The sequence below is a fragment of the Streptomyces sp. NPDC004647 genome, from assembly GCF_040609575.1.
In the GTDB taxonomy this organism is placed as follows: Bacteria; Actinomycetota; Actinomycetes; order Streptomycetales; family Streptomycetaceae; genus Streptomyces.
The window spans coordinates 25,418-37,192 of record NZ_JBEXKU010000074.1; the positions used below are offsets into that span (position 1 = coordinate 25,418).

The following is an 11,775-nucleotide window of genomic DNA, read 5'->3' on the forward strand; positions in this document are numbered from 1 at the left end:
CGACGCCGATCCGCCGCCGCCCGACGTCCTGCACAGGATCATGCGGGATGTCGAGGCCGTGAACGCCGCCCTCAGGGAAGAAAGCCGCGCTCAGGGAAGAGGCGCCTGGGTCTCTCCCATGGGCTGCATCCGCCGGGCACGGTCAGGGTGGTGCACCCGCGGAACAACGGGAGGCTGATGACCGACGGCGCGAGCGCTTTTGCTTCAGGCTTCTGCCGGGTCGGGCGGCCATGGGCCCAGACCCGGCAGTTCACTGGGGGCCTCCCCGTGCGGCAAGACTGGTCCGGCGCCGATCTCGCCGGCCGCCTCGGCGTCACCACCAGGACCGTGCGCAACGACGTCGAACGGCTGCGCATCCTCGGCTACGAGGTGCACTCCAGCACCGGGAACACCGGCGGCTACCGGCTCGGAGCCGGTACCGCGGTGCCGCCGCTGCTGCTCGACGACGACGAGGCCGTCGCCGTGGGGGTGGGACTGCGGGCGGCGGCGGCCGGCACCGTCACCGGGATCGAGGAGACCTCGCTGCGAGCGCTGACCAAGCTCGAACAGACCCTGCCGGCCCGGCTGCGGCACAGGCTCGACGCCCTTCGGCAGGCCACGGTCTCCGCGGCGGGCGGCGGGCCGACCGTCGACCCCGGGACACTCACGACCATCGTCGGCGCCTGCCGCGACCGCGAGCAGCTGCGTTTCGACTACCGGGGGCACGACGGCGTGGCCGGCGTGCGCCGAGTGGCCGCACCGCCTCGTCTACACCGGCCGCCGCTGGTACCTGCTCGCGTGGGACCGCGACCGCGGGGGCTGGCGCACGTTTCGGGCGGATCACATCCGGCCCGCGCCTGCCCACCGGGCCGCGGTTCACGCCGCGCGAGCCGCTTGAGGACGCCGCGAGCCACGTCGTACGCGGGACCGGCTCGCTGGCGTGGAAGCACCCGGCGCGCGTCCGCCTCCACGCGCCCGCCGAGGTCGTCGCCGAGCGCGTCACGCCGGCGGGCGGCCTGCTGCGCCCGGTCGACGAGCACAGCTGCGTCCTGGAGACCGGGGGCGATTCCCTGCGTGACCTCGTCGGCTACCTCACGAGCCTCGATGTCGCGTTCGAGGTCCTGGACCCGCCGGAGCTCCGGACCCTGCTGCGCGAGCTCGCCGACCGCTACGCGGCAGCAGCCGGAGGCCCGCCCCGGGCGGAGGATCCGGACCGGCGGACACCGAGCTGATTCCCGTACCGATGCGGTGGTCTTTGCCTACCGCGCGTTCACGGCGGGCCTCCGCGGCAACGACCCCGTCGAGCAGGAGAAGACGGCGAAGTTCGACGCCCTATTCAACATTCACCAATGCGGCTGCCTTCCACAACGCCCTGGCCATCGCCGAGATCGTGCGCCGGCTCCAGGAGGAGCCGAGGCATCGACCACGCTAATGCGCGGTGCTGTACGGGCGATCGCGCCGGGCGTCGTGGAGGACCGAGCCCCACCAGAGGAGCTGGTCGAGCAGTACCTTCGCGGCGCCGTTGGGGCCTTCGGGGTCCTTGAGGATGCCGTCGGGGCTGAAGAGCTCGTAGTACCGGGGGAAGGCGACGTAGTCGCGGACTGTGTGGGCCTGCAACTCGCCGAAGACCTGGCGCAGCTGCTCCATCGCCAGGACGCCCCCGCTCCCGCCGCTGTAGCCGACGAAACCGACCGGCTTGGTCTGCCACTCGGTGTAGTGCCAGTCGATGGCGGCCTTCAGCGAGGCCGGGAAGCTGCGGTTGTACTCCGGTGTCACCACGACGATCGCGTCGGCCGCCTCGATCCGCCGGGTGAGGTCCGCCATCTCGGCGGGACGGGCCATGTCGGGCTCGAGCGCCGGCGGCACGGGCGGCAGCTCGAGCGGCAGGGGTGTATCCGCAAGATCGATGAGGTCCACCGTGAACTGGCCGTGCAGTTCTGCCTGCTCGATGAACCAGTTCGCGACCACCGGGCCGAACCGGCCCTCCCTGACGCTTCCGATCATCACCGCGAGGTTGAGGGTCTCACTGGGCATGGCTGTGCTCCTTCTCCGACGTCACGAGGTGACCATGGGGGTCACGCCTTTCAACCTGCCGGGTGGGGCGGAGACCAGGAAGGCCGGGCTGAGACTGGTAGTGGCAGGGCTACGATCCCGGCGGCCGCGGCTGTTACGTTCGCAACGTGAGCGACAACGAGCTGGGCATGTTCCTGCGTATCCGCCGTGAAGCCGTCACACCCGCCGAGGTGGGGCTGCCCACGGGGCCTCGCCGCCGTACGCCGGGTCTGCGCCGGGCGGAGCTGGCCACGCTCGCCGGAGTCAGCGTCGAGTACGTGACACGGCTCGAGCAGGGACGGGACCGCCGGCCGTCCGCACAGGTGCTTTCCGCGCTGGCCGACGCGCTAGGGCTGACCGCAAGCGAACGCATCCACCTCCACCGCCTCACCAAGGCGGCCGAGGGCGGCTTCACTTGCATGGGCGGCGCGGCGCCGGCCCGCGCGGTGCGCCCTACCGTGCGGACACTGCTCGACCGCCTTGAGCCCGCTCCCGCCGTGCTGCTCAACCGGCTGAGCGAGATCCTCGCCTGCACCGCAGGTTACGAGCGGCTGGCAGGCCCCGTCGGTCTGCTGGACGGCAGGCCGCCGAACCTCGCCCGCTTCGTGTTCACCGACGACCGGGCACGTACCGCCTACCCCGACTGGGACCGCATCGCCGACGAACAGGTTGCCGCCCTCAAGCAAGGGCCGTTCCGGGCGGACCGGCATGTCGCGGCGCTCGCCGACGAGTTGACCGTCACCGCCGGGGCCGCTTTCGCCGAGCGCGTGGACACACTGACCGGTCTCCCGAAGTCCAGCGGCGTAGCGCGGCTGGTCCACCCCGAGGCGGGCGAGCTGCGCCTGGCGTACGAAACCCTCGAATTGCCCGCCGACGACGACCAGCTCCTCATCGTCCACCTCCCCGCCGACGGCGCCACATCCGCCGCGCTCGACCGCCTCACCGGCCGCCTGCCTGGCGCGCTGCACGCAGTGTCCGGCTGACGCAGGGGCGTGGGTACGCGAAGGTGCTGCTACGGGGTCCTGTTGGCGGCAGGGCCGCCATCCGGCCCGGTATCCAGACCCCTGGCCATCCGCTTCGCGGACGACTTCGACGCCGGCGGCGCGGCCCCCACGCCGGAGGAGTCAGAACAGCTCACCTTCGTCGTCGATGCTCTCGGCGTTTTGCGTCCGGCCGCCTCCGGGCGGCTTGTGGTGCGCTCGGGGAGGCCCGGAAACAGCCACCGCGGAAGGCGTCACGACACGGAGGGTCGGTGCCGCAGGCACTCAGCCGGTGACCGAGCTTGCCTCCTCACAGCGGCGGGCGGCTCCGGGCGTGGTGCGCCGGGCTGGGGGCCGGGGGGTGTCCGGGGGGATTCGGGGGAGGATGCGGGCGGGATCGTTGCGCGCGTCGGGTGCGATAGCGGGACGGGCTCCGGTCACGATTGTGGTCATGCATGTCGTGTGGGACACCAGGGGATGAACGCGTATGCGACACCGGCGCATGCCCGCTGCGGCACTCACGGTCGGCCTGCTCACGGGCCTGGCCTCCGGCTGCGGCTCGGAGGAGGACGAGGCGACGAAGACGGCGCGGTCGTTCCTGTCCGCCTGGGCCGCGGGTGATGCGAAGAGGGCGGCCTCCTTCACCGATGATCCGGAGGAGGCCGAGACGGAACTGGCCCGTCTGGGCGGGGAACTGGGCGTTGACAAGGCGCGGTTGACGCCGGGGGAGAGGACGGACGGACAGCGGGAGGGCACGGCGCACGTCGCCTTCCGTGCTGAGTTCACCCTGGCCGGAGCGGGTGTCTGGAAATACGGGTCGAGCGCCGAGGTCCGGGAGTCCGGGGGCCGTTGGAAGGTGCACTTCACCCCCTCGGTACTGCATCCGGAACTGCGGAAGTACACCCGGCTGGTGCGCAACCGCGATCTGCCACGCCGGGCGGCGATCCTGGCCGCTGACGGCAGCGATCTCGCTCCGGAGCAAACCGTCTGGGCGATCAGCATCTGGCCCGCACAGCTCAAGGACCCGGACCGCGCGTATCAGGTGCTGGATGAGGCCGAGCTCGGCGTCGACCTCGACATCCGCACGCTGAAGTCCCGCGTGGCGGCGGCGAAGCCGGATCAGTCCGTCCCCGTCGTCACCCTCAGGGACGAGGTCTACCGCAAGGTGCGCGAGAAGCTGCTCCCCGTTCCGGGGCTGCAGTTCCGCGATGCGCGACGCGCGCTGGCCGTGGCCGCGAAGCCATTGATCGGCGGTGTCGGGCGGGCCACGGCGGAGACGTTGAGGAATGCCGGGCCGGGCGCGGCCGCGGCCGATGAGGTGGGCGTCACGGGCCTGCAGTACCGCTACCAGAAGCAGCTGGCGGGCACCGCGACCACGAGCGTCCGGGTCTTCGACCAGGTGGAGCAGGAGGCCGGGCGGGTGCTCTTCCGCAGCCGGGGGAAGCCCGGCCGGCCGGTCGGGACGACGCTCGACCCGAGGACACAGCGGGCGGCGGATCAGGCGTTGGCCGGCGTGAAGAAGAACGCGGCCCTGGTGGCACTGCGGCCCGGCACCGGCGAAGTCCTGGCCGTCTCCAACTCCCCGGACTCCGGGGAGAACCGCGCTTTCACCGGCCGCTACGCGCCCGGCTCCACCTTCAAGGTGGTCACGGCAGCGGCGCTGCTGCAGTCCGGGCTCAGCCCGAAGGCCGCTGTGCCGTGTCCGCGCACGGTCGGCGTCGACGGCCAGAGGTTCGAGAATCAGGCCGAGTACGAGCTGCCCACGGGAACGACGTTCCGCGAGGACTTCGCGCAGTCCTGCAACACGGGCTTCATCGGCCTGCGTGACAAGCTGGGGAAGGGCACGCTCACCGGTGCGGCGGGGCAGTTCGGCATCGGTGGTGCGTGGGACGTCGGGGCGGCCACCTTCGACGGCAGCGTGCCCGAGCCCGCCGGCGAGAACGAGAAGGCGGCGGGCATGATCGGCCAGGGGAGGGTGGAGGCGAGCCCGCTGGTGATGGCCTCGGTCGCCGCCACCGTCAAGGAGGGCTCCTTCCGGCAGCCGGTGCTGGTCCCGGATGCCGCGGAGAACAAGCACAGGGCCGCCAAGGAGCTGGCCCCCGCCGTCGCGGAGGAACTGCGCACCCTGATGGGCGCGGTGGTCACCGAGGGATCGGGGAAGGCGCTGCGCGGTATCTCCGGCAGCCCGGGTGCCAAGACCGGCACGGCGGAGTTCGGCACCGGGAAACCCCCGGGAACCCACGCCTGGATGATCGGCTTCCGCGGTGACCTCGCCTTCGCCGTACTCCTGGAGGACGGTGGCTCGGGCGGCAAGGACGCCGGTCCTGTCGCGGCCAGGTTCCTCCGGGCTCTGGGCTAGTTGTCCTGCCCAGGGACGTTGGTGGGCCTGGCGATGGGCGGTTTGCCGCCGGTTGCGGTGCGGGGGCGGTGGTGATTGTTGTGATGGAGCCAGGCCGGCAGGGCTTTTGCGGCGGGCTGATTCGCTGGACTAGAAGCGGCCGAGGGCCCAGCCGTCGGCCGGTGCGATGGAAGCGTTCGACCTTGCCGTGCAACCGGTATCGACCGGCCTGCCCCCCACCTGCAGCAGACTGCTGTCGGTGAGCTCCTCGAACGCGGTCTCGGCATCCGCCATGGCTGTGCCTGTCACCACGGAGCCCCGAGCTGGACGCCGAATTCGGTGCCGACGATCAGCGAGAGCCGCCGGAAGACCCGACGGACCTCGGGGGTGAGTTGACGGTAGGCGTGGTGGAAGGCGGCCCGGATCTCAAGATCCCCCGCGGCCAGGACATTGAGCCTGTGCTCCTCGTCGGCAAGGCGATCGGCCAGATGGCGCAGGATCCATTGGGGACGGACAGCCAACCGGTTGCCGACGATGCGCAGGGCAAGGGGGAGGTGCCAGCACCGGTAGAGGATGGCCGAGGCGGCTCCCGGCTCCCGGCGCCGGCGGGCGGAGCGGACGATCACCCTCCCCGCCACATCAGTTGAAGTCTCGGGAGCGAACAAAGCGTCAGTCAGCGCATGTTACTCACGATTAACAGCTAAACTCCCGAGCATCGTTTGAATCACAATCAAACGGTAAATGTGCGACGCAAAGGTGTCGCTGTTCATCAGAAACGTAATATTCACTCCAAACGGACAAAGATGAGCTGTTGCTCGCCGGCCCCGCGTCTCAGCCATGGCTCTTCGGGCATGCCGGTCGGCTCTTGTGCGGCCGACGTGATCGGATCCGCCACGCCTCCTGGCCGTACGCAAGGCATGCGCACGTCCGCGGTCGCGAGATCGGTCAAGATCGAGTGCCGGGCGTTGCAGGCTGTCGCTCTGATGAGCATGGCGACATGGGATGGCAGGGTCGGCTCCACTGTCCGTCGGCGTCGTCCGGGCGGTACACCTCTCAACCGGGATCGAACGGTACCGGCCCGGCTTTCGGAAAGGCCGCTCCGGCGCCGACTCTGCGACTCAAGCCGACTCTGCGACTCAAGGGGATGACACGTTGGCGACAGAACCGGCCGGCCCGATCTTTGCGGGTGTTCATACGCTGTTATCGCTGATCAAAGGGTTGACCGAACGACCACGCTTCCTCTCTCGGCCTCAGGACCAGGAACTGCGTGGTGACCAGCCGCTGCCCTTGGTCTGCCTGCAACGTGAGTCGGGGGCGAACGGCTTTCTCACCGCGCTCTCGGAGCAGTTGGGCGCGGCGCCCTCGCCCAAGGTGCCGCATGCCTTCGTCGATGCGAGCTCCGCCCGGGATCTGTCGTGGAACCGCTGGGCAGCATCAGGTGAGACGGAGGCCGGGCCGTTGCGGAGGGAGATGCCGCTACTCCCGCTCCTGGACGTCCTGAGCTTCAGTGTCGCGGCCGATCGGTTCGGCACGGGGCAGTTGACACGGTTCGACTACTACCGGCTTGCGGACTGGCTCACCGGCCAGCCGCTGCCGCCCTCCCAAGGGCGCAATGACCAGCCCGTCGTCCGGCTCTTGCGTCAGTGGAGCGGCAGGGAGAGCCAGCCGGACTCCGGTGAGTTGTCGAATGCGGCTGACATGGCTCCCAGCGGGTTCACGAGGTTGAGCCTGCACCTGCTGCTGTGGTTCGGCCGCCGTGTTGGTTTCCGTTGGATGGAGAAACGGGTCCCGGGGCTGAGCCGGGAATCCAGGTGGTTCATACGACGGCAGAACTTCATGATTCCGCGTCATTCCGTGAGCTTCCTGGGCTTCTCGGAACGGCTCACGGTCGACCGACGCGGCTCTGAGAACCTGGAACAGATCAAAAAGCTTCTCGTCCATGCCTTCCTGGAGGACCTGAGGATCGCCTACCGGCGTCGCCGTTGGATGATTCTTCCCAATCGCAAGGGGTGGCGCCGTACCGCGTACCTGACCGTTCTGCTGGACAACGTTACCGAGGAGAACGGCGGTTGGGAGCTACTGCAGCTGATCAACGAGGTCCGCAATGAGACCGGAGAACTCGATCCGCTCTTCGTCATCGCCGCAAGCGACCAGTGGCCACCGACGTCAGCGGATGCCGGATCCGAGGTCGTCGATCCGACGGAAGCAGGATTTGCGCTGACAGTATGGCGGCGCAACTTGCCCAGTAGACGTCAGATGCTGGTGAAGGACGGTCGCTACTTCCGGATCAAGCTACCCCGTCCGGTTGCTCCCTCCGACGCCCGGTCGCTGCCCCGAGAGGACCGGGCCGCATGGGACACCGCAGCCGGCTTTCGGCCGAACGCCGCTCCGCTCCTGGTCCGGCGCGCTGTAGTGGAGATAGTGATGGCGGTCGCCCTGGTCGTCACGTCCATACCCGCTGTTGAAGCAATGACCGGCTATTGGGCAGCCAACTGCTCCTTCTTCCGCTCCCGGGTCACCGATGGCGTCGCGGTCAGACTGGAAGAGATTGCCCCGGGAGACCGTCAGTGTATCGGCTACAGCGACAACAGCGCTCAGATCTTCGGGTCCGACGAGCGTCTGCGCAAAGCTCAGAAGGAGATCTTCGAACAGAACACAATAGCTGACCGGCTCCACAAGAATGACGCCGACCGGTCGTACATCGGCATCGTGCACTTCGTGGGGCTGACTCATCGCGGGGCTGCGCCCGACGCTGACGACGCTTTCGCCGAGGAACTGGAGGGCTTGCTCCTACGGCAACGTCAGCAGAACGTGAAGTCGACGTCACAGCCGCTGCTCCGCGTGATCGTGGCCAACGGTGGCTCGGGGATGAAGAAGGCCCCCCAGGTCGTTCGCGAGATGCTTCGCCCGCTCTTTCTGGCCGACCCCACCATCCTGGGCGTCGTCGGTCTCGATCGCACGGTCGTGGAAACCGAACAGGCAATCACCGAGCTCGGTCACGCCGGAATTCCGGCCATCGGCACCACGCTCACCGGGACGGGCCTGGCCGATCGCTCGCCGTTGTACTTCCAGCTCGTACCCGGCAATCTCAGGCAGGCGAAACTGCTCGCCGACTATGCGCAGTACGTGCAAGCGCGGAAGGTCACCGTCTATCATCCACCCCTCGCCGGCGGCGACACGTACGTCAAGACATTGGTCGAAGGGGTGCGGAACAAGCTGGCCCAGGCCGATCTCAGCGTTGGCCGCGTCGGCTGGAAGGACTCGGCCGGGGACCTGGATTCGCTGTGCAGCCGACCCGTCGACCGGAGCCGAGAGCTCATCTACTACGCGGGGCGGGAAGACGACTTCGGAGACTTCCTGCGCGCGGTGACCACGGGCTGCTACGACCGGGAGAAGCTTCCCGGGATTGTCGCTGATGACGCGGTGTCCCGGTTCATGGCACAGGAGCAGAACCGCAACGACGACGCGCTTGCCGGAATATCGGTGTCGTACGTAGGGATGGGAAGTCTGGTGACCCTCGCGGGTCCGCAGTGCCTGAAAGGCAGGCCCGCGCCTGCGGTGGGCGGTGGGGCGCCACTCTACGCATTCTGTGCGGGCTACAGTTCACTGCATGACGAGCTCTCCAAGGAACTGACCAAGCAGAAGTCCCCGGCCCTGCTGTGGCCGGCCGAGCTGTCCGGACTCGCCTATGACGCCGCGGGACTCTTCGTGGAAGCGGTGCGCCAAATGGACCGGCGGCTGGGAGCGTCCCAGGCCAGTCGTGGACCGAACCGAGGAGCGGTGGCCCAGCAGTTCCGGGAGATGACGTTCAAGGGGGCCACCGGAGCGATCAGCTTCAGCAAGTCCCGCATCGGCGACAACCGCAACCTGGCCATCCTGCAGATCGCCGACGTCCACGACCTCGGTGCCGAGCCTCAATGCGTCTACCTCATCGGCGCCCTCTTTGAGGAGAAGCAATCCCGCGACCCCGACGGCTGCCCCCGTGCGAAGAAAGACTGACCTGGTGGGACGCGCCGCCTTCAGATCCCGGAGAGGGGATGACCACGCGTCAGCATGTCCGTCGCGATTGTCCAGCGGTTCCGATCGGTGAGCACCGGAGGATCCAGAGCCCTCAGAGGACCGGACCGCCCGTCCAGGCACAGCCCGTCCAGCGCCTCCAGACGAGAGGTACGGGAACGGGCTGCGGTCCGCAGTATCCGCATCAACCCGTCCCCGGTCAGGCGCTCCCCGTCACAGACAACGTCCTCCGGTCTCCCCGCGCCCGTGTCCAGCGCGAGCCCGACGGGCCTGTGCGAGCTCGCCGTGCGTCCGCCGTGGTAGTCCCAGGGCATCGGCTCCCGCCTCCACGCTGCGCTGATCAAGACCAAGACCATCGTTCCGAGGTGGTCCTCACTCCTCGCCCCGCCCTCGAACCGGCGTGGCCACGACCTCTACGCCCGGCTCGGCTACGAAGACACCGGCCCGTACTGAAACCCGCCCGCCTACCCCGAGTTCGACCTGCTGCTCCTGAGCATTCCTCACACTGATTCAGTTGGAGGCGGCGATCACCCGAGGACGGGGTGAGCCGTCACCAGTCCGGCGACGCGTCCGGCGACGGGTCCGGCGTAAGAATCCGGCGTAAGAATCCGGCGTAAGAATCCGTCCGGTCTCCTGGGCGGCGTTCCCCGACGGCGGGGCGTCAAGATTGGATGGCTGCATGGCTTCCGAGCGATTCGACCCCACCGTCCAACAGATGATGCAGGCCAACGAGTCCAACTGGGACGCGAGAACACCAGTCCAGATCGCCAGTCAGTTCTACGACCTGAGCGAAGCCATTGCACTGTTACCGAGACCAATACGCCTAGTGAACGCGCCCTACTCGCAGAGTCTGCACTGGACGTAGTGCGAAGAACGAGTCCAGTCATTGGCGCGAGAATGGACTATCCTTATGCCGCAGTGGCACTCTCCCGAGCCCTTCAGCAGCCTTTCGAGCTGCTCGTCCAGGTCGACCTCGCCGCGGGTGACGGCGTTCTCGATCCAGTCGGCCGCGGCGCGTACCCGGGCAAGGCCCCGGCTGATGGTGTCGCGTTCGGCGTCGTCGTAGTGTTCGCCGCGCAGGTTGGGAACGATCCTGCCGGCCGTGGTGACAAACTGGGCGCAGGCCGCGACCAGGTCCATGAACTGGGCGCTGTGCTCCATGCGCTGCAGTTGCGGGGCTGCCTCCTGGTGCACGAACTGGGCTTGCTGGCGGAACCGGTCGAACTGGGCTTCGTTGACCGCGTGCCGGGCGGTGTCGTCGGCCATGGCCTTGTCGGCGACTGCCGGACGGCGCAGGAAGTCGGTGGTCACCACGGCCGCGACCGCGTCGTCGGTGGCCAGGTCGTGGATCGCTTCGACCTTCTCTTGGACGCTCTCCGGGGAGTCGACCTTCCAGCCCACCACGCGTTTCGCGCTGTCGTGCGTCCACCTGGGCTCCCCGCCGTGCGGGCTGGGCGGGGGTTGGTGACCGCCTCGAAACGCTCCTGCTCATCGGGGATGCTGGCCAGGATCTTGTGGATTGTGTGCGAGACGTCCGACCGTCGGCGTTCCTTCGGCCAGCGGGAGGACACCCACCGGTAACTGCGGACCGTCGTGTAAGCCAGTCCCACGTCTTCGGCGAACATCCGGATGGCCTCGCTGACGGTGAACAGGTCGTCCTTCCCGGACGGATTCGCACCCCCATACGAACGCATCGGCTCGATCTCCATGGCGGCGTCCCCGAGCCGCCACTGGGCACTGCTCATCGTCGCGACCCAGTCCCGCCCCAGCTTGACCAGCTCGTCGTAGCGTTCCCGGGTCACACTCCCGACCATCGCGGGCATCCGGACATCACCCCCGGCGGACCCGGGTGCGGCACCTTGCCCATGCCGTCAGCTCGCCCCGGCAGGCCGTCACTTCGCACCATCCAGCCGACTCCAGGCACCTGCCAGGGGCGCACGGCCCCGCAGTGAAGCACGATGACAGCCGCCGGATGCGCGGTCTCACAACCCGGTGTCCGCCGCGCGCCGTCTGTGCCAGGCTCGTTTGCGGCAGGCGGGAGAGCAGTACGTTGCCGAGGCAGGATGGTCGATCCCGACCGTCCACGACGCGCCGTACTCCGGGCAAGTGGACGTCACACCGGTCTGGACCGCCTCGGTCCTCGCCCTCGCCCGCCGCATCCGCCGCCAGTGCCGCGACCGGCACGCGGAAGAACAGAACGCTGCCGTCGCCCTCGCCGTCGGCATCAGCGGACCACCACACCCCAGGCACAGTCGCGGACCGGCGTCGTCCCCCGTGACCACGACCAGCCGCAGCCGCGGCACCCTGTTCCTGCCCATGCGGCCACTGTATGAAAGGGCGTGTCGACGGTCACGCCCACAGGCGGTGGCCGTAGCAGCAGTCGGGCTCCGCTTGGATGCGGAGCCCGAC

At 68.8% G+C, this 11,775-nt stretch carries 5 protein-coding genes and 3 pseudogenes; 4 read left to right on the forward strand and 4 right to left on the reverse strand.

Annotated features, from left to right (window positions below):
• Positions 1 to 267 precede the first annotated feature (267 nt).
• Positions 268 to 1,211: pseudogene (locus ABZW18_RS27030) on the forward strand (WYL domain-containing protein).
• A 196-nt stretch (positions 1,212 to 1,407) separates the two neighbouring features.
• Here the strand turns inward: ABZW18_RS27030 and ABZW18_RS27035 are convergent.
• Positions 1,408 to 2,013 carry an NAD(P)H-dependent oxidoreductase gene (locus ABZW18_RS27035; protein ID WP_356192101.1) on the reverse strand — a complete coding sequence of 202 codons (606 nt, stop codon included), beginning with the start codon at positions 2,011 to 2,013 and terminating at the stop codon, positions 1,408 to 1,410.
• Between the two features lie 146 nt (positions 2,014 to 2,159).
• On the opposite strand from ABZW18_RS27035, the gene ABZW18_RS27040 reads away from it, so the two are divergent.
• Positions 2,160 to 3,014, forward strand: a complete 855-nt coding sequence (locus ABZW18_RS27040; RefSeq protein WP_356192104.1) for a helix-turn-helix domain-containing protein — start codon at positions 2,160 to 2,162, stop codon at positions 3,012 to 3,014.
• Between the two features lie 484 nt (positions 3,015 to 3,498).
• A complete protein-coding gene (locus ABZW18_RS27045) occupies positions 3,499 to 5,370 on the forward strand; it encodes a penicillin-binding transpeptidase domain-containing protein (RefSeq protein ID WP_356192107.1) in 1,872 nt (623 codons plus the stop codon).
• Here ABZW18_RS27045 and ABZW18_RS27050 read toward each other — a convergent pair.
• Positions 5,367 to 5,572: pseudogene (locus ABZW18_RS27050) on the reverse strand (integrase core domain-containing protein); the annotation flags it as partial. The gene ABZW18_RS27045 and the pseudogene ABZW18_RS27050 overlap by 4 nt on opposite strands.
• An 82-nt stretch (positions 5,573 to 5,654) precedes the next feature.
• Positions 5,655 to 5,987 carry a hypothetical protein gene (locus ABZW18_RS27055; protein ID WP_356192109.1) on the reverse strand — a complete coding sequence of 111 codons (333 nt, stop codon included), beginning with the start codon at positions 5,985 to 5,987 and terminating at the stop codon, positions 5,655 to 5,657.
• A 514-nt stretch (positions 5,988 to 6,501) separates the two neighbouring features.
• Between ABZW18_RS27055 and ABZW18_RS27060 the strand changes: the two genes are divergently transcribed.
• Positions 6,502 to 9,348 carry a hypothetical protein gene (locus ABZW18_RS27060; RefSeq protein ID WP_356192112.1) on the forward strand — a complete coding sequence of 949 codons (2,847 nt, stop codon included), beginning with the start codon at positions 6,502 to 6,504 and terminating at the stop codon, positions 9,346 to 9,348.
• Positions 9,349 to 10,203: 855 nt separating this feature from the next.
• Here ABZW18_RS27060 and ABZW18_RS27065 read toward each other — a convergent pair.
• Positions 10,204 to 11,189: pseudogene (locus ABZW18_RS27065) on the reverse strand (DUF6192 family protein).
• Positions 11,190 to 11,775: the final 586 nt, after the last annotated feature.

What these genes read in the sequence shown, in the direction of transcription:
- ABZW18_RS27035 (WP_356192101.1), bottom strand. Translation starts at nt 2,013, where the DNA reads ATGCCCAGTGAGACCCTCAACCTCGCGGTGATGATCGGAAGCGTCAGG.
- ABZW18_RS27045 (WP_356192107.1), top strand. Translation starts at nt 3,499, where the DNA reads ATGCGACACCGGCGCATGCCCGCTGCGGCACTCACGGTCGGCCTGCTC.